The 17,827-nt window shown below is 62.7% G+C and carries 14 protein-coding genes and 1 pseudogene; 4 read left to right on the forward strand and 11 right to left on the reverse strand.

The window, feature by feature from the left end; translation table 11 throughout:
- Position 1 precedes the first annotated feature (1 nt).
- The 6 genes from R8L07_12620 to R8L07_12645 all read right to left on the reverse strand — a co-directional run bounded on the left by R8L07_12620 (position 2) and on the right by R8L07_12645 (position 9,631).
- Positions 2 to 2,284 carry a xanthine dehydrogenase family protein molybdopterin-binding subunit gene (locus R8L07_12620; protein ID MDW3206372.1) on the reverse strand — a complete coding sequence of 761 codons (2,283 nt, stop codon included), beginning with the start codon at positions 2,282 to 2,284 and terminating at the stop codon, positions 2 to 4.
- Positions 2,274 to 2,762 carry a (2Fe-2S)-binding protein gene (locus R8L07_12625; GenBank protein MDW3206373.1) on the reverse strand — a complete coding sequence of 163 codons (489 nt, stop codon included), beginning with the start codon at positions 2,760 to 2,762 and terminating at the stop codon, positions 2,274 to 2,276. Before R8L07_12625 ends, R8L07_12620 begins: the two co-directional genes overlap by 11 nt.
- Positions 2,763 to 2,774: 12 nt before the next feature.
- A complete protein-coding gene (locus tag R8L07_12630) occupies positions 2,775 to 3,638 on the reverse strand; it encodes a xanthine dehydrogenase family protein subunit M (protein ID MDW3206374.1) in 864 nt (287 codons plus the stop codon).
- 132 nt (positions 3,639 to 3,770) lie between these two features.
- Positions 3,771 to 6,185 (reverse strand): FAD-dependent oxidoreductase, encoded by a 2,415-nt coding sequence (locus R8L07_12635; protein ID MDW3206375.1) that lies wholly within the window; start codon positions 6,183 to 6,185, stop codon positions 3,771 to 3,773.
- Positions 6,186 to 6,434: 249 nt separating this feature from the next.
- On the reverse strand, positions 6,435 to 7,919 hold the full coding sequence (locus R8L07_12640) for a PAS domain-containing methyl-accepting chemotaxis protein (GenBank protein MDW3206376.1): 1,485 nt from the start codon (positions 7,917 to 7,919) through the stop codon (positions 6,435 to 6,437).
- Between the two features lie 164 nt (positions 7,920 to 8,083).
- Positions 8,084 to 9,631, reverse strand: coding sequence for an acetolactate synthase large subunit (locus R8L07_12645; protein ID MDW3206377.1), 1,548 nt, complete (start codon positions 9,629 to 9,631; stop codon positions 8,084 to 8,086).
- Positions 9,632 to 9,818: 187 nt separating this feature from the next.
- Here R8L07_12645 and R8L07_12650 point away from each other — a divergent pair, with 187 nt between their 5' ends.
- From R8L07_12650 to argE, 4 genes and pseudogenes are all read left to right on the forward strand, one after another.
- Positions 9,819 to 10,271 carry an Rrf2 family transcriptional regulator gene (locus R8L07_12650; protein MDW3206378.1) on the forward strand — a complete coding sequence of 151 codons (453 nt, stop codon included), beginning with the start codon at positions 9,819 to 9,821 and terminating at the stop codon, positions 10,269 to 10,271.
- Between the two features lie 176 nt (positions 10,272 to 10,447).
- Positions 10,448 to 11,420 (forward strand): annotated as a pseudogene (locus tag R8L07_12655) (pyridoxal phosphate-dependent aminotransferase).
- A 130-nt stretch (positions 11,421 to 11,550) separates the two neighbouring features.
- Positions 11,551 to 12,234, forward strand: coding sequence for a GntR family transcriptional regulator (locus R8L07_12660; protein ID MDW3206379.1), 684 nt, complete (start codon positions 11,551 to 11,553; stop codon positions 12,232 to 12,234).
- 76 nt (positions 12,235 to 12,310) lie between these two features.
- Positions 12,311 to 13,471, forward strand: coding sequence for an acetylornithine deacetylase (gene argE, locus R8L07_12665; GenBank protein MDW3206380.1), 1,161 nt, complete (start codon positions 12,311 to 12,313; stop codon positions 13,469 to 13,471).
- On the opposite strand, the gene R8L07_12670 is transcribed toward argE, so the two are convergent.
- The 5 genes from R8L07_12670 to R8L07_12690 are packed head-to-tail and all read right to left on the reverse strand — an operon-like array spanning position 13,448 to position 17,702.
- Complete coding sequence (locus R8L07_12670; GenBank protein ID MDW3206381.1) at positions 13,448 to 14,377, reverse strand: LysR family transcriptional regulator; 930 nt, start codon at positions 14,375 to 14,377, stop codon at positions 13,448 to 13,450. The genes argE and R8L07_12670 overlap by 24 nt on opposite strands.
- A 31-nt stretch (positions 14,378 to 14,408) precedes the next feature.
- A complete protein-coding gene (locus tag R8L07_12675; GenBank protein ID MDW3206382.1) occupies positions 14,409 to 15,083 on the reverse strand; it encodes a DUF1028 domain-containing protein in 675 nt (224 codons plus the stop codon).
- Positions 15,080 to 15,949 carry a phytanoyl-CoA dioxygenase family protein gene (locus R8L07_12680; protein MDW3206383.1) on the reverse strand — a complete coding sequence of 290 codons (870 nt, stop codon included), beginning with the start codon at positions 15,947 to 15,949 and terminating at the stop codon, positions 15,080 to 15,082. Before R8L07_12680 ends, R8L07_12675 begins: the two co-directional genes overlap by 4 nt.
- 2 nt (positions 15,950 to 15,951) lie before the next feature.
- Entirely contained in the window at positions 15,952 to 16,374 is a 423-nt protein-coding gene (locus R8L07_12685) for a Rid family hydrolase (GenBank protein ID MDW3206384.1), read from the reverse strand.
- A 32-nt stretch (positions 16,375 to 16,406) separates the two neighbouring features.
- Positions 16,407 to 17,702 carry an NAD(P)/FAD-dependent oxidoreductase gene (locus tag R8L07_12690; GenBank protein MDW3206385.1) on the reverse strand — a complete coding sequence of 432 codons (1,296 nt, stop codon included), beginning with the start codon at positions 17,700 to 17,702 and terminating at the stop codon, positions 16,407 to 16,409.
- Between the last annotated feature and the right edge of the window lie 125 nt (positions 17,703 to 17,827).

Here is a 17,827-nt window from a genome sequence, read left to right on the forward strand (position 1 = left end):
ATCACTCCGCGGCAAGCGGCGCGGCCTGCTCCTTCATCAGTTTCAGGAGGCGCGGCGGCGACATCGGCAGTTCCTCCGGACGCGCACCGACCGCAGCGGCGACCGCATTCGCGATAGCACCCAGCGGCGGCACGATGGAGGTCTCGCCGACGCCCCGGACCCCGTAGGGGTGGCCCGGATTGGGCACTTCGACGATCTGCGTGTCGATCATCGGCAGGTCCGATGCGACCGGAACGCGATAATCCAGGAAGCCTGGATTCTCCATGACGCCCTTGTCGTTGTAGATGTATTCCTCGTTCAGCGCCCAGCCGATGCCCTGCACGGCGCCGCCCTGCATCTGTCCTTCGACATAGGCCGGACTGACCGCCTTCCCGGCATCCTGCACGATCAGATAGCGCAGAATGGTGATCCGCCCGGTCCCGCGGTCGACCTCCGCATCGACGACATGGGTGGCGAAGCTGGGGCCGGCCCCGTCGACGCTGATCTCGTAATGACCGGCGATCGGACCGCCGGTTTCGCCGGCCTGTTTGGCAATTTCCTTGATCGACATCGGCGGGAACTCACCGGCATTCGGCCCGGCAGGCACGGCGCAGCCGTTCTCCCATTTCACCGCGTCGGCGGAAATGCCCCACATCTTGGCCGCTCGTTCGCACAGCACCTTCTTGGCGTTGCGTGCGGCTTCGATGGTGGCGAGGCCGCTGGAGAAAGTGACGCGGCTGCCGTCCGTGACGTCGTTGAAGCCCAGCGAGCCCGTATCGGCGATGATGGTCTGGACGTGGTGGTAGGGGATGCCCAGTTCTTCCGCCGCCATGGCGCACATGGACGCGCGGCTGCCGCCGATATCCGGCGTCCCGACCGACAGGGCGACCGTGCCGTCGATGTTCAGGTTCAGCGTCACGGCTGTCTGACCACCGAAATTGAACCAGAAACCGCAGGACACGCCGCGTCCCTGATTGGGACCCAGCTTTACGGAGTAGTTCGGGTGGGCTTTCGCTGCTTCCAGCGTCTCGACCAGACCGATATCGCTGTAGGTCGGGCCATAGGACGACCGCGAGCCGGAGGTCGCGGCATTCTTCAGGCGGAATTCGATCGGGTCCATGCCCAGGGCGTAGGCCATTTCCTCGATCACGCTTTCCACCGCGAAGGCGGCCATCGGCGCGCCGGGCGCACGATAGGCGGCCTGTTTTGGGCGGTTGGTGACGACGTCCCAGCCGATGGCCTTGATCGATTTCGGCTGATAGCACGCGAAAGCGGCCATGGCGCCCATCGAGACCGGCGAGCCGGGAAAGGCGCCGCCCTGATACTTCAGTTCGGATTCCGCCGCGGTGATCGTGCCGTCCTTCTTGGCACCGATCTTGACCCAGATGGCGCTGGAGGCCGTCGGGCCGGTGGCCCGGAAGACCTCGTCACGGGTCATCACGATCTTGACCGGCTTGCCGGCTTTGCGCGACAGGACCAGCGCGACCGGTTCGATGAAGACGGTTGTCTTGCCGCCGAACCCGCCGCCGATTTCCGACGCTGTGACACGCAGCTTGGAGACGTCCATGCCCGCAATCTGGGCGCAGACGTCGCGGACCATGAAATGGCCCTGGGTACAGCACCAGATTTCGCCGGAGCCGTCACCGGATACATTCGCCAGGCAGGCATGCGGCTCGATGTAACCCTGGTGGGCCGCGCCGGTGCGGAATTGCCGTTCGATGACGATATCGGCCTCGGCGAAGCCTGCCTCGACATCGCCATGGCCGATTTCCAGGCGCTCGGCGATGTTGGTCTGCTTGTCCTCGACGCCGTCGACGCCTTGGGTACGCAGGTCCTCGTGCAGGATCGGCGCGTCGTCGGCCATGGCCAGTTCGACATCGACGACATGGGGCAGGACCTCGTAGTCGACCTCGATCAGCGAAATCGCCTTGCGTGCGATGCGCGGATTGATGGCCGCGACCGCCGCGACCGCATGCCCGTCGTACAGCGCCTTTTCGCGCGCCATGACGTTGTAGCGGATATTGGTCAGTTCGGAATCCGCCAGCACGGCCTCGTTGTCCGGGAAGTCATCGCGCGTGACGATGGCCTTTACACCCGGCAGGGCCGCCGCCTTCGACGTGTCGATGGCGCGAATGCGGGCATGGGCGTGCGGACTGCGCAGAATCTTGGCGTGCAGCATGCCCGGTGCGGACATGTCCGCGCCGAACTTCGCGCGGCCGGTAACCTTGTCGACGCCGTCCGGGCGATTGTGGCGGTGGCCGACAACCTTGAACGGGTTCGGGGCGATGTCGCGATCAAGCGGCATTGCTTTCTCCTCTCATTTCGGCGGCGGCGGCCTGCACGGCGCGGATGATCTTGTCATAGCCGGTGCAGCGGCAGAGATTGCCGGCCAGCCAGTAACGGATTTCCGTTTCATCCGGATTGGGGTTCTTTTCCAGCAACGCCTTCGCGGCAACCAGGATACCCGGCGTGCAGATGCCGCATTGCAAGGCGGCATTGTCCAGGAACTGGCGCTGCAGCGGGTGCAGCGTTTCACCGTCCGACATGCCTTCGATGGTCGCGACGGAGCGGCCTTCGGCCTCGGCGCCAAGCACCAGACACGAACAGACCGGCCGGCCGTCCAGCATCACGGTGCAGGCGCCGCAATCGCCGGTGCCGCAGCCTTCCTTGGACCCGGTCATCTGCAGCCGGTCGCGCAGGACGTCGAGGAGGGTTTCCTCGGCGTCGCAGAGATATTCGACGGTATCGCCGTTGATCTCGGTGGTTACATGTACCTGGCTCATGGAAATCCCCGCTTATCGGTTGGCCAGCGCGCGTTCCAGCGCGATCCTGGCAGTGCGTTTGGCGAGCGTACCGGCGACTTCGACGCGGTATTCGACGGTTCCGCGCTTGTCGTCGATCGGTGATGCGGCGGCGGAGCATGCCGCGGCCAGCGCGTCGAGCGCGGCGTCGTCGACCTTCGTGCCGATCAGTGCCTTGGCCGCATCATCGACCAGCAGAACCTTGGCCGAAACGGCGCCCAGCGAGACCCGGGCATCGGTGCAGGTACCATCGCCGTCGACCGTCAGGCAGATTCCGACGCCGACCACGGCAATGTCCATCTCCGTGCGTGGAATGAAACGCAAATAGGCGTCTCCGGTCCCCTTCGGGCGGGCCGGCAGCAGGATCGATTCGACGATCTCTCCCTTCGCCAGGTTGGTCTTGCCCGGGCCGGCAACCACATCTTCGACCGGGATGTCCCGGGTTCCGTTCGGGCCGGTTACCCGTGCCGTTGCCCCCGCGGCGACCATGGCAGGCACGCTGTCGGCGGCGGGGGATGCATTGCAGAGGTTCCCGGCCATGGTGCAGCGGCCCTGAACCTGCGTCGAGCCAATCAGGCCCGACGCTTCGCACACACCGGGCCAGCCCGCGACGGCATCGGCATGTTCGTTCAACTCGGCGGTCGGGACAGCCGCGCCGACGCGCAGGCCCCCGTCTTCGGGAACGATCTGCCGCAGGGCCTCGATCCGTTTCAGATCGACAACCAGGTCCGGCTCGATATGGCCGGAACGCAGGCGCACCAGCAGGTCTGTACCCCCCGCGAGTACATGGGCCCGGCCGGATTCCCCGGCCAGCAGGGCGACGGCGTCCTGCACCGTCGTCGGACTCTCAAATCGCATCTATGTCACCTCTGAATGCCGAAGGGCGTTTCGTCCCGAAACCGACGGAACACCGTTTTCAGTCCTAAGTGTGGCGTTTCCAATACCCTGGTTCAAGCCGCAGAATTCTCAAGCGGCGTTGAATGCGGGCGGCTACTTCCGCATGCATGCCCCTTCCGGATCGTGTGGCGAAGCCGGAATAACGCGGGCGCTCCGTTCAACACCGACGATATGGACAGACAACTCCGTGCCCAGCTCCATATAGTCCGGTTCCAACAGGGCCATTGCCAGGCTCTTGCCGACGGTATGGCCATAGCCGCCGGACGTGACATACCCGACCCGCCGGCCGTCCTTCCAGACCGGTTCGTAGCCCGACGCGTCCGCGCCGTCGGATTCGACCTCCAGCGTGACGAGGCGCAGCGGGGCGGTGTTCCCGTCCTTTTCCTGACGGGCGGCGTCCTTACCGTGGAAATCGCCCTTGTCCCAGGCGATCCAGCGGTCCATGCCTGTCATGCCGGGCGTCCGGTCCTGCATGAACTCCGCGTTCCAGATGCCGAAGCTCTTTTCCAGTCGCAGGGAATTCATCGCATAGAATCCGAATTCGCGGATTCCGAACTCTGCCCCGGCTTCCAGAAGCATCTCGCGCAGGGCGATATGTTCCAGCGCGCCGCAATTGATCTCGTACCCCAGCTCGCCGGTCACGGACATGCGCGCGACCTTGGCCCGGATCAGGCCGACATCCAGGGTACGGCAGCCGAAAATCGGGAATGCCTCGTTGCTGACATCCTGGTGGGTCAGTTTCTCCAGGACTTTGCGAGAATTCGGGCCCGACAGGGAGAAGCCGCACGTCGCGTCGGAGATATCGCGGACCTGGACGCCCTCTTCCAGATGATCGTTGAACCAGCGCATGTGCCACTGACGCAGATAATAGGATCCCATGACCCACCAGGACCCGTCGCCCCAGTTGAACACGGTCAGATCGCCCTTCAGCTTGCCTTCCGGCGACAACATCGGGGCCAGTCGCGCGCGTCCGGGTTTCGGCAGGCGGCTTGCCATCATCCGGTCCAGCCAGGCTTCTGCACCCGCTCCGGTGATTTCATACCGGGAGAAACCGGTGATATCCAACAAGCCGACATTTTCGCGCACCGCCTTGCATTCCTCGGCGACGATGTCGAAGGCATTGGATCGCTTCAGGGTCGGCCCTTCCTTGAAACCCTCCGGACCGAAAACCAATGGCACTTCCAGGCCCCAGCTGTTGCCCCACTGGCAGCCGGCGGCGGTCATGCCGTCATAGGCCGGTGCCTTCTTCAACGGGCGACCGGCCGGCAACTGCTCGTTCGGGTAAGTCATCACAAATCGACGGGAATAGAATTGTCCGGTGGTCTGCTTGATGTATTCCCGGTTGGAGGTAAAGGCGCCGTAGCGGGCGATGTCCATTGGCCAGGCGTCGGCCTCGGTGTCGCCGTGGATCATCCATTCGGCCAGAGTCTTGCCGACACCGCCACCCTGTAGGAAGCCCGCCATCACACCGCAGGCCAGCCAGTAATTGCGCATGCCGGGGACCGGTCCGACCAGCGGGTTGCCGTCGGGCGAGAAGGTGAAGGCGCCGTTGACCCAGCGCTTCACACCGACCTCCTGCAGGCAGGGGTAACGGTTGAAGCCCATCTCCAGTTCTTTTTCGATCCGGTCGAAGTCCTCCTGGATCAGTTCGAACCCGTAATCCCAGGGCGCTCCATCCATGTTCCAGTGCTTGTGGTGGACCTCATAGATGCCCAGCAGCACGCCCTTCTGGTCCTGGCGCAGATAGGTGAAGCCCTCAAGGTCGACCGTCATCGGCACTTCGAAATCCAGCGCCGCGACTTCCGGAATGTCATCCGTGACCAGATAGTGGTGTTCCAGCGGCGACAGAGGCAGGTCCAGCCCGACCATGCGCCCAACCTGTTTCGCCCACAGGCCGCCGGCATTGACGACATGTTCGGCGTGAATGGTGCCTTTCTCGGTCACGACGTCCCAACTGCCGTCCGGGCGCTGGATCAGTTCCTCGACCTTGTTGTGTTCAATGACTTCCGCGCCGCGCAGCTTGGCCGCCTTGGCATAGGCGTGGACGGTGCCGGTCGTGTCGATATAGCCCTCACGGTCCGCCCACAGGCCGCCGATCACGCCTGTAATGTCCATGATCGGGCACTTTTCCTTCACCTCCTCCGGCGTCATCAGGTAGCAGTCTTCGATGCCGATGGTCTGGAAGATGCGATAGGCGGATTGCAGCCACTCCCAACGGTTCGGATCGGCCGCGACGGTGATTCCGCCGGTCATATGCAGGCCGATATCCTGTCCGGATTCCTTTTCGATCTCCGAAAGAAGGTCGATCGTATACGCCTGAAGCGCTGCCATGTTCGGATCTGCGTTCAGCGCATGGATGCCGCCGGCCGCATGCCAAGAGGACCCCGCCGTCAGCACCGATCGTTCGACAAGTGCGACATCGGTCCAGCCGAACTTCGCCAAATGGTACAGAACGGATGCTCCAACGACCCCGCCGCCGACGACCACCACGCGATAGGATGACTTCATTCCCGAACTCCCTGACCCTGCATTCACTATTTGCGCTACGCTAACGCTTCGGGCGAGGGGGGGAGGTTTGGAACACGACTACGGACTGTCTGTTTCGCGACATTTTTCCACTGCATCTGCAACATGCGCAGAGGCAGCCGTCAGCCGAAGGGAAGGCGGTCCCGTCGGTCTCATCAAACGCGGCAGGCAGGTCCTGCTGCGCGGTGCGGTGTTGAGGGCATCCAGATCGAAATGTCCGGGATGGCCGGCTTAGGCAATCGAGTTCGATGCCTCCCGGACATCCTTGACGGCCGTATCGATCGTCTTCGTGGCATCGGCGATATCCTTCATGCCGGAACTGATCGAATCGACACCCTGGAATGCCATCTGCATCGTCGACGACATCTCCTGGGTTACCGCCGTCTGCTCCTGCACGGCACTGGCAATTCCGGAGGAAATCTCACTGATTTCCTGAATGATCTTCGCGATGTCCTGAATCGCACGGACGGCATTCTGGGTTGATCCCTGAATCTGGGAGATCTGGGCCCCGATCTCATCGGTTGCCCGTGCGGTCTGACTCGCCAGGCTTTTGACTTCGCCGGCGACCACCGCGAATCCCTTGCCGGCATCGCCGGCGCGGGCGGCCTCAATTGTCGCGTTCAGGGCCAGCAAATTGGTCTGCTCCGCGATATCCGTGATCAGCGACAGGACGTCACCGATCTTTTCTGCTTCGGACATCAGGCCCTCGACGATTCCGTTGGTTTGCTGCGCCCGCTGAACCGCCGAGGCCGAGATGGTCGTGGCATTGGCGAGCTGGCCGCTGATTTCATTGATCGAAGACGCCAGTTCTTCCGCTCCGGCGGCGACGGATTGCACGTTGCTGGAGGTCTGGGTGGAGGCATTGGTGGCGTTGGCCGTCTGATCCGCCACGTTGGAGATGCGCCGGGCGATGGTGGACAGGTTGTCGTCGATCGACTTCTGGATTTCGGCGCGGTGCAGGCGCCGTTTGACCTGATCGGAGCGGTCGGTTGCGTATTTCACGACCTTGAGTACGGCGCCGGTATCGTCCGTGATCGGGTTGTAGGTTGCCTGAATCCAGACTTCCCGTCCGCCCTTGCCGAAGCGCTTGTACTCCGCCGCCTGGAACTTTCCGCGGGCCAGCGCTTCCCAGAATTCCTTGTACTCGGCGCTTTTCGCGTATTCCGGTTCGACGAACATGGAATGATGGCGTCCCTTGATCTCCTCCAGCGTGTATCCCATCGCACCCAGAAAATTCGGGTTCGCGGTCAGGATCGTGCCGTCCGGTTTGAATTCAATGACCGCCTGGGATTTGCCGATCGCCTCGATCTGGCCGCGATAATCCATGTTGCGGAGCTTCTGTTCGGTGATGTCGGTCGCGAATTTCACGACCTTGTAGGGTTTGCCGTTGCGTCCGAAAATCGGATTGTAGCTGGCCTGAATCCAGACCGTTCTGCCGCCCTTTGCAAATCGCTTGAACTCGGCGGATTGGAATTTCCCGCTGCGCAGGTGCGCCCAGAACTCCTTGTATTCCGCGCTGTCGCGGTGGTCGGGGCTGACGAACATCGAATGATGCTTCCCCCTTACCTCCTCCAGGGAATAGCCCATCGCGCCGAGAAAAAGGTCGTTGGCGTGCAGGATTTTTCCGGACAGATCGAATTCGATGATTGCTTGCGATCTTTGGAGCGCGTCAATCAGGGCCTTGGTTTCCCGGCCGCTGAAAAAATTCAAAGCCATCTGTCGTCCCTCGCGATAAAGCTGTATTTGATCGCGGGCATCATCGTTCGGGACAGGTTAACTTAAGGTTAATCTAATGTGAGTTCGTCTACAATTGGTTGATATTCTGTTGTCGACCGATGGTATCGACACCTCCGCAAACCAATGCCAGACGGCGGTTTGCATCACTGCAGTTCGACTTCGATCAGCCTCGGCCCAGGCGTTGCGAATCCGTGCTCAATGGCCTTGATCAGTTCGGCGACCGTCGTGACCCGGACCCCGTCGACGCCGAATCCCTGCGCAATCTGCAGCCAATCCATCGCCGGATTGTCGAGGCTGAGCATGCTCATCGCCTTGGGGCCACCATTGGCACCGACATTGGCCAGTTCGCCTTTCAGGATCGCATAGGATCGGTTTGAGAATATGAGTGTGACAACATCCAACTGTTCGCGCGCCTGGGTCCAGAGCGACTGAACGGTATAGAGGGCGCTGCCGTCGGCCTGCAGGCCCAGTACTTTGCGGTCCGGACACGCAATCGCGGCGCCGGTTGCCATGGGGATGCCGATGCCGATGGCCCCGCCGGTAATCTGCAGCCAGGAATGAGGTGCCGAACCATGGGTCGAGGCAAAGAAGTTGCGGCCGGTCGTGATCGATTCATCACAGACGATGCACCCCTCCGGAATCAGGTGCCCGATGCAGGCACCGATGGCTTCCGGGGTGATCGGCCCGTCCGTCGGCAGGGCCGGCTTTTCCGGTGTTGGCAGAGGAACCGACGTCGGGGCGCCCATGGCGTCCGCCAACCGGCTCAATGCGTCGCCGCAATTCTGGTCCATCCCGGCCAGACGGACCGTCCGGCAGTCCGGCGGCAGCAACTGGCACGGCTTGTCCGGATAGGCAAAGAAGGCGACCGGCACATCCGCGCCGATCAAAATCACGGTGCGATAACCGGACAGGCGCTTGAGGGCGAAATCGATCGGATAGGGTATGCGTTCAATCGGGACGGTACCGGCCCCGCGATCAATGCGACGGTTGGACGTCGGGGCCAGGATGTCCGCGTCGCAGATCGAGGCGATTCCGGCGGCGATCATCCTGTTTTCCGGTGTCAGCGCCCCTTCGCCGATCAGCAGAAGCGTGGGACCGCCGTCGCGCAAGGCCGATGCGGCCGCTTCGATGGCTGTATCGTCAACGGGCGTGCCGGCCTGTCCCAATGCAGCCACCGGGATGGGGGCGTCCGTCTCCGTCCAGGCGGTATCGGCAGGGAGGATGAGTGTGGAGACCCCGCCGGGCGGGCCGAAAGATGCCGCAATGGCCTCCGCGCAGTCAGTACCAAGCCGGTCTGCGGTTTCCGTTGTCCGAACCCAGGAGGACACCGTGCGTGCCAGCCCTTCGATGTCCGAACACAGTGGCGCGTCACTGTCCCGGTGGTAGGTGGCGTGCTCACCGACGATATTGACGACGGGGGTGTGGGCGCGCTTGGCATTGTGCAGGTTGGCGGCACCATTCGCCAGTCCCGGGCCGAGATGCAGCAGGGTCGCGGCGGGCTTTCCCGCCATTCGGGCATAACCGTCGGCGGCTCCGGTCACGCCTCCTTCAAAAAGGTTCAGGACGCACCGCATTCCGTCGATCCGATCCAATGCGGATACGAAATGCATTTCCGATGTTCCCGGATTCGCGAAGCAGACCTCGACGCCATTTGCGAGCAAGGTCCGAACAAGACTTTCCGCACCGTTCAACTGTACGCTCCCATCCCCAGATCAGGTTTCGCCCTCACGCGGGCTCATCGCAGGCGGGACGATATCGCAACAGGAGTCACGGAACCGCAAGTCGTTTCGGGCCCTCGATGCCCAATTCCGACTGTGACCGGTTCTGATGGGTAATTACGCATTTCAAATTCCCATATATGGGCGCAATGTGAGCGGCATGCAGATCACCAAATTCTCCGACCTTGCCTTGCGCACCCTGATTCAGCTGGCCGTTGAGCCGCAGCGGCGCTACTCCGCACGGGAAATCGCGGACCTGCACGGCGTTTCCTTCAATCACGTCGCCAAGGTCACGCAATGGCTCGCGTCTGAGGGCTATATCTGTGCCTCCAGAGGGCGCAGTGGCGGAATCTCGCTCTCGTGTTCCGCAGAGCGGATCCTGCTGGGGGAGGTGCTGCGCCGATCGGAATCGGGCGCCGCGCTGGTGGAATGCATGCGCAGCGACGGGGGAACGTGTTTCCTGAGCCCAGCCTGTGGGTTGGCGCCCTATCTGGCGGAGGCGCAGGACGCCTTCTACAGGTCGCTGGACAACGTCTCGATCCGGGATGTCCTGACGCGCAATCGCCGAATGCCCGACCTCGTCAAGTCGCTGCACTCGGCGGGAGAAGGCTGAAACGCACAGGCGATCTTGATCAGCCAGGAATGTCCGGCCGCCATGCCGTAGGGTTTTAGCATCAAAGTCCGGGAGATTTGCGCGGACTGATCGGATTGGCCCGAAAGGGGGAGGCATTGACTGCAAAAAATAAAAATGTATACAAAAATGAATAATGGATAAAATAAGGAGCGACCATGACCGTTTCTCGATTGATCGGAATTCCCGGTATCGGCGTCGACCGCATGGGGAATGCCGCGGATGCCGCCGGCAATGCGGAAATGCTGCGCCTGGAAAACCTGGATACCGACATCCCGCCGCCGGAAGATGCCATCGGCGCCACACTTGCGGCCATCACGCGGGACGATGCGAACAGCTATCTCCCCTTTCTCGGCATTCACGCACTGCGTGAAGCGGCGGCAAACAGGGTCTCACAGGCCGCCGGTCGACCTTATGATCCGGAGGCCGAATGCATCATTTCCGCCGGCGGGCTGGCCGGCGTGCTGAACGTTCTGTTGGCGATCCTGGAGCCGGAGGACGAGGTAATCATTACCGACCCTGCCTATGCCGGTCTGATCAACCGGATCAGGCTGGCGAACGGGGTGCCGAAATTTGTTCCGATCAGGGTCGTGGACGGGGGATGGCGTCTTGATATCGACCGGCTGCGAAACGCCGTTTCAGCGAAGACGCGCGCCATCCTGACGATGAGTCCTTCGATGCCCAGTGGGGTCGTTCACACGCGTTCGGAATGGGAAGAGATTGCGGCCGCCGCCGAGACGGCGGATGCCTGGATTGTCCATGACGCAGCAATGGAACGGATACTGTTCGACGGCCGTCCGGTACTTCATCCGGCTTCCTTTCCGGAACTTCGAGAGCGGACGATAACTGTTGGCAGCGTTTCCAAGGAATACCGGATGATCGGATGGCGTGTCGGCTGGATCGTCGCACCCAGAAAGATCATGGACGATATCGGATTGGTCAGCCTGACGAATGTCGTGTGTCAGGTCGGCATCGGAATGCCCGGTGCAGCCGCGGCGCTGACCAGCGCCAATGACCGGGTGGGGGGACGAGGAAAATGCCGGTCGCTACCTCCGTTTTGTGTTTGCGAATGAAGGTGTCGCGCGTCTGACCGGAATCCGGGATCGAATCCGTACGGCATGGTCGGTCTGACAGAAATCGGGGCGGCCATTGCAGGTCGCCCCCTTCTACGCTTCTGGTCGGCGATGCCGTAGTGGTGTATGCAAATTGCGGAACTGGATGAACCAGTTGACTGTCCGTACGCACCAGGGCGCATGCATTGATGAAAACCGAAACGGCAACTGCCGCCTCGCGGCGCGGCGGGGATAATGTTCGCCAGCTCGTGCCCAGAATCCGTGAGGAAATTCTGTCCGGTCGAATTGAGCCGGGGGCGCCGTTGCGGCAGGACGAGATTGCCAGCCGTTTCGCGACCAGTCGGATTCCCGTCCGCGAGGCCCTGCGGCTGCTCGAGGCTGAGGGCCTGGTCTCCATCATCCCGAACAAGGGTGCGGTGGCCGCGCCGCTCGACCTTGCAGAATTGGTCGAGGTCTATGAGATGCGGGTCCTGGCGGAGACCCACGCCATGCGTATGGCGATTCCGGAACTGTCGAATTCCCGGATCGACCGCGCTGCAGCGATGCAGGATCAGATGGAGCGCGCCGGACTTCAGGAGTTCGGCCGCCTGAACAAGCAGTTTCACACCCTGTTGTATGAAGCAGCGGGCAGACCGCGCCTGCTAGCCCATATCGAAAACCTCAATGATGTGGCCGACCGGTATTTGCGCTTTACCATCAAGGCGCTGCAATACGCCGACCGATCGCATGACGATCACCGGCAGCTTCTGGAGGCGTGCCGACGCCGAGATGCAGAGGAGGCCGTCGCCGTCCTGACCCGCCACATCGCGGATGCAGGTGAGACTCTGGCGGCATATCTTTCCACTGCCGACGGACCCATGAACCGGACCTGAGTGTCGCGGCATCCCCAAACGTTCATTTGCAGGTTTGATCAGTGCCATCAGACCGTTAGGCTGTATGGAATGATCGATGACGGGGCCCCGCACCATGTTGAACAGCCGTGATATTCTCGACCGACTGATTTCCTTTCAGACGGTCAGCCGGACGCCGAATATCGATCTCATCCGCTATGTGGCCGACCTGCTGGCCGACGCGGGGATCGAATGCCGCATCATCGAGAGCCCCGACGGGACCAACGCCAATCTCTACGCGAGCACCGGCCCGGCGGGGGGCGGCGGGGTCATGCTATCCGGCCATACCGATGTCGTCCCGGTCGACGGTCAGAACTGGTCCGTGGAGCCGTTCCGTCTGACCGAACGGGAAGGGCGCCTCTATGGACGCGGGACGACGGACATGAAGGGCTTCGTCGCCTGCGCCCTTCGGGCGATGATGCTGGCGGCGGATCGGAATCTAACAAAACCGCTGCACCTCGCCCTGTCCTATGACGAAGAAATCGGCTGCATCGGCGTCCGGCGTCTGCTCGATACCCTGGAGACGGCACCAGACCGTCCAGGGTTTTGCATCGTCGGTGAGCCCACCGAACTGTCCGTTGCCACCGGGCACAAGGGCAAGATTGCGGCCCGGGCGATTTGCAAGGGCCTTGAGGTGCATTCCGCGCTGGCACCGCAAGGCGTCAACGCCATTCACCTCGCGGCCGATTTCATACAGGCCCTTCGCGCCCTTCAGTTGGAACTCGCTGAGGGCGGCGCCCGGGACGACGATTATGACGTGCCGTATTCCACGGTGCATGCGGGCATCATTCAGGGGGGCACCGCCCTGAACATCGTACCCAACCGCTGCGTGATCGACTTCGAAATTCGCCATCTGAAGGCGGATGACCCTGCCGACCTGTTGAGCCGGATCGAGGCGGCCGCAGCGACCATTACCAGGCATCATGAGGAGGGCTGCGGGATTTCGGTCGAGATCGTGAACCAGTATCCCGGCCTGGACACCCCATCGGATGTGGAGGTCGTGTCCTTCGTCAAATCCCTGACAGGGGCCAATGCCACGACAAAGGTCGCCTTCGGCACTGAAGGCGGGCTGTTCGATGCGCGACTGGGGATTCCAACGGTGGTTTGTGGTCCGGGATCCATGGCCCAGGGGCACAAGCCTGACGAATTCATCGAGGCGTCCCAGATCGCGGCCTGTGACCGGTTTCTGGAAACCTTACTGAACCGGATGTCGGCTTAGCGCCAGCGGCGGGACCCGACCCCGGCACAGTGTCTCGAATTCCTTCAGAATTCGCGGCTTCTTTTCGGTGCGCATGGTCAGCAGTCCGACGCGTAAAGGCTGCAGGTCGTCCGATATCGGCCGAAAGACAAGCGGCTTCCCGTCGGGGGCGTTCGGGTTGGCGCTGGGGACGTTGAGCAGCCCGTAGCCGAATCCGTTCGCCACCATAGTGCGAACCATGGCCAGATTGGCGGAGCGATTGGCAATCCGTGGTTTCAATCCGACACCGTGAAACATCGACTGGAAATAGTCGCGGCTGATCGGAAGATCCAGCAGGACCAGCGGATGCGCCGCCAGGTCGCGCAGGGAAACGGTCGCCTGGCCGGCCAAAGGATGGTCCGGCGGGAACAGGGCGTAGGGGCGCAAATCGGCAAGCGGTTCGAAGGCGATATCCTTGGGGATTTCCATGTCATAGGTGATGGCGGTGTCGATTTCCGCCGCACGGATCATCCGGAACAGATCGGCCTGATGCGCTTCCTCGTGACGGAAGGCCGCGCCGGGAAAGCGATCCTCGAACGCCTTGCGGAGTTCCGGCAGGAAATATGGCGCGATTGTCAGCAGGCAGCCGACGGATATCGGCCCGCTGATCTCGTCGGAGATCTCACCCGCCATGGCGTGCAGCGCGCCGGCGCCTTCCAGCAGTTCCCGGGCCGCCTTGTAGAGCCGGCGGCCACCCGGCGTCAGCGACAGACCCTGGGCGTGCTGCCGAACGAACAGGGTGATGCCGAGCGCATCCTCAAGCTGGGAAATGGCGGTTGAGATCGACGGCGCCGAAATGTTGAGCCGTCCGGCGGCCACGGCGATGCTGCCGGCATCGCCGACCGCGACGAAGTATTCCAGCTGCCGAAGTGTGTAGCGGATCGCCATCGCCGGCCTGTCCGATCAGGGGGGCGACGGGCTATTCATCGCCCGGCACACCATAGCTGGGGGCCGCATTCGGATCCAGCGCGCGCCGGACGTAATCGTCCAGTTGCGGCGCATAGATCCGCCACAGATCGGTCAGTTCGGCGATCGGGTCGCCTTCGGTCCAGTCGACCCGCAGATCCGCCACGGGCCAGGGCACGTCGCGCACCAGCTTCATTCCCGCGGAATGGACCGGCCCGGCTTCGCCCCCGGCCTCCTGCGCGGCCCGCATGACGGCAATCAGCCGATCGCCCAGCGCGCCGGTAGCAGCCTGGAAGGCGTGGACCATCGCCTGGGGCACATCGGGATTCGCCAGCAGGTTTCCGCCGCAGGCGACATTGTCCGCTCTGGCTTCCCCCCAGATGCCCAGAACATTCCCGCCGGAATGGATCGCACTGCCACCGGCGTCGTCGACGGCCAGAACCTGCCGGAAGTCGATATGGTCCCCGGTACGCTGCAATATCGCGATCGTCTCTTCGGCGGTTGCTCCCCGCGCCAGCAGTTCCAATCCCCGCGTTCCAAGACGCGGGTCCGTCACGTTCTGACTGGAAACCGCGCCAACCCCGGCTTGCGCATAAGCACAGCGGGCCGCGACAGCCGGGGAGGACGACGAGACCGCGACACCGAACATCCCCGTTTCGGTGCATCGGGCAACGATGGAGAAGGTCATGCGCGGCGTTCCTGATCCGATTGCTGGGCGAAGAAGGAGGTCTTGGGATATTCCGGAACGGCCACATCATAGGCTTCGCCCCGGACGCGATGCGGATCGGTGCCGCGCACGAAAAGCCCCATATGCCGGGTCGGGACCGGGTTCGGTGTGCAGGGCATCGCATCACCCGCCGAATAGACACAGATGAACAGCGTTCGCGGCCGGCTGGACAGGTTCGGTTCGGACCCGTGGGCAAGGCGCGTATGCATCAGGCAGACCGACCCGGCCTTGCCCATGCACAGGGTCGATTGCCGTTTCATGTCCGCCTCGATTTCCGGGGCCACGGCGCCGGTGAAGACCCCATCCTGCCAGATGCTGTGAATCGGGCCCTTGTGACTGCCAGGGGCGACGGCCAGGGGGCCGTTGGTTTCGTCCACGTCGTCGATCATCAGCAGCGCGGTAATCAGGTCGGCGTTGGAATGCGGGGTGAAGGCAAAATCCTGATGCCATTTCACCATGGTCGCCGCGCCCGGCTGCTTCGAGTTGATCTTGGTGTGATGCAGCTTGATGTTCGGCCCGATCAGATCGGCCACCATGTCCGTCATCCGGCTGTCCGCCATGGCCTCGTAGTAGGCGTCCGAGACCTCGGTAGGGGCCTGGACGCGGCGCAGGGCCGCCGGCTTCCCGTCCGCGGGGGGCTGCAGGTCAAAACGCGGACGGCCGTCAACGGTTTCGCCAAAGGGGGCGTCGTGACCGGCGCTGTCCGCGACCCATCCATCGAAATCCTGCCTCAATCGCTGCAGCAGGCCGGCATCGACCGCGTCCTCGACGACCAGGTACCCGTTGTCGTGGAAGGATTGTTTCTGTGTGTCTGTCAGCGCTGCCATGATCAGGCCTCCTGGTCGGGGATGACGGCGGTTGCTTCGATCTCGACCAGCCATTCGGGGCGGGCGAGTGCGGGGACGACGAGCCCGGTCGAAACGGGGAAGACCCCCTTTGTATATTCGCCAATCGCGCGGTACACCGCCTCGCGGTAGCGAATGTCGGTCAGATAGACGACCAGCCGGCAGATATGCTCCATCTTCGCGCCACTTTCTTCCAGCAACATGCGGATGTTCTGCATGGCCTTGTGCGCCTGTGCACCGGGATCGCCGATCCCGACCGACTTCGACGTCTCGAGATCCTGCCCGATCTGGCCGCGGACGAAGACCATCGTGCCGCGCGCCACGACGGACTGGCACAGGTCGTTGTCCAGTTTCTGCTCCGGATAGGTGTCCCTCGTATTGAACTTCCGGATTCTCTTATGCGCCATTTGCGTGTGCTTCCCTGTTCGATGGTTTCGTGTCAGCCGGCCTTCGCCTTCGGGGCGGGGGCTGACAGATGCTCCTGGACGCTGTCGTGATAGGTCGCGTAGCTGACCTGCGTCATGATGTGATCGGCGATGAACCGCGCGTCGTGCCAGACACCCCATATGAAGGATGAACCACGCCGGGACAGCCAGGGCAGGCCGACGAAATACACGCCGGGTTCCGTGGAAACGCCGCGTTGGTGGCTCGGCTTGCCCGTGGGGTCGAACGCATCGACCTGCAGCCAGCCGAAATCATAGGCGAAGCCGGTTGCCCAGATAATCGATGTGATCCCTTCCTTCCCAAGGTCCAGGGATGGGATCGGGTTCTTCACGCAGTCCGGGTCGGGCAGGAACCGGCGCGCCTCGGGCTCCTCCGGCAGATCCAGTCCGTTGCGCTCCGCATAGGCGTCGGCCTCGTCCAGAACGGACAGGTAATTGGCGTCGCCACGCGCGATGTTCTCCGCCAGATCGCCGCGGAAGTACAGGGAACCGTCGCGAAATTCCTCCGTCCGTCCAACCAGGGTCATGCCGCGCGCCGCCAGCCGTCTGAAGTCAACCGTCTCGCCGCCATGCGCGCCGCTGACCGAAATCGTGACATGCTCCGTTCCCGGCGCGGGCGTCTGGATGTCCCATTTGCCCATCACGCCCAGCCACCAGCAGTAGTCGAGCCCGCGATAACGCCGGGGCGGTCGGTCATGCGGCCCGACCGACAGGAAGGTCCGGCGACCCGCACGCAGCAATTCGTCAGCGATCTGTCCGCCGGACGACCCGGCACCGACGACCAGGACAGCGCCTTCCGGCAACTGTTCGGGGTTCCGATACGCGCTGGAATGGATCTGGTGGATGCCCGCATCCTCCGGAACGATTGCGGGCATGATGGGTTTCTGAAACGGGCCGGTCGCCGCGACAATGTGGTTCGCCTCGATCACGCCGTCGGATGTCTCTGCGCGGAAGCCCGCGCGGCCTTCATTGCGGCGGACGGCTGTCACATTGACGCCGCAGCGGATCGGTGCGCCGATCTTCTCCGCATATTGGGCGAAGTACTGCGCCACCCGTTCCTTCGGTGCGAAGGCCTCCGGGTCGATATCGTCGTAGGTCATGCCAGGAAACCGGTCGTGCCAGGCTGGCCCGTTGGCGACCAGGGAGTCCCAGCGTTCGGACCGCCAGCGTTCCGCGATGCGGTGCCGCTCAAGGACAAGGTGCGGAATACCGTTCCGCCCCAGATGTTCGCTCATGGCGACACCGGCCTGTCCGGCTCCGATCACCAGCACTTCCACTTTCTCGACAGACATCCCGCTACCCTCACTTCCTTGTAACCTGCATTCGGGAACGGTCTTGAGCATAAGAAGAACGGTTGATTAGCGAAAATATCAAATTTCAAAATATTGCGTAGCAAAAAACTAATCAGCCGATCGGG

It is taken from the genome of Alphaproteobacteria bacterium, assembly GCA_033344895.1.
Taxonomy (GTDB): Bacteria; Pseudomonadota; Alphaproteobacteria; order UBA8366; family Aestuariispiraceae; genus Pacificispira.

Coding starts and splice junctions, on each gene's coding strand:
- R8L07_12620 (MDW3206372.1), bottom strand. CDS start 2,284: ATGCCGCTTGATCGCGACATCGCCCCGAACCCGTTCAAGGTTGTCGGC.
- R8L07_12625 (MDW3206373.1), bottom strand. CDS start 2,762: ATGAGCCAGGTACATGTAACCACCGAGATCAACGGCGATACCGTCGAA.
- R8L07_12630 (MDW3206374.1), bottom strand. CDS start 3,638: ATGCGATTTGAGAGTCCGACGACGGTGCAGGACGCCGTCGCCCTGCTG.
- R8L07_12635 (MDW3206375.1), bottom strand. CDS start 6,185: ATGAAGTCATCCTATCGCGTGGTGGTCGTCGGCGGCGGGGTCGTTGGA.
- R8L07_12640 (MDW3206376.1), bottom strand. CDS start 7,919: ATGGCTTTGAATTTTTTCAGCGGCCGGGAAACCAAGGCCCTGATTGAC.
- R8L07_12650 (MDW3206378.1), top strand. CDS start 9,819: ATGCAGATCACCAAATTCTCCGACCTTGCCTTGCGCACCCTGATTCAG.
- R8L07_12660 (MDW3206379.1), top strand. CDS start 11,551: ATGAAAACCGAAACGGCAACTGCCGCCTCGCGGCGCGGCGGGGATAAT.
- argE (MDW3206380.1), top strand. CDS start 12,311: ATGACGGGGCCCCGCACCATGTTGAACAGCCGTGATATTCTCGACCGA.
- R8L07_12670 (MDW3206381.1), bottom strand. CDS start 14,377: ATGGCGATCCGCTACACACTTCGGCAGCTGGAATACTTCGTCGCGGTC.
- R8L07_12675 (MDW3206382.1), bottom strand. CDS start 15,083: ATGACCTTCTCCATCGTTGCCCGATGCACCGAAACGGGGATGTTCGGT.
- R8L07_12680 (MDW3206383.1), bottom strand. CDS start 15,949: ATGGCAGCGCTGACAGACACACAGAAACAATCCTTCCACGACAACGGG.
- R8L07_12685 (MDW3206384.1), bottom strand. CDS start 16,374: ATGGCGCATAAGAGAATCCGGAAGTTCAATACGAGGGACACCTATCCG.
- R8L07_12690 (MDW3206385.1), bottom strand. CDS start 17,702: ATGTCTGTCGAGAAAGTGGAAGTGCTGGTGATCGGAGCCGGACAGGCC.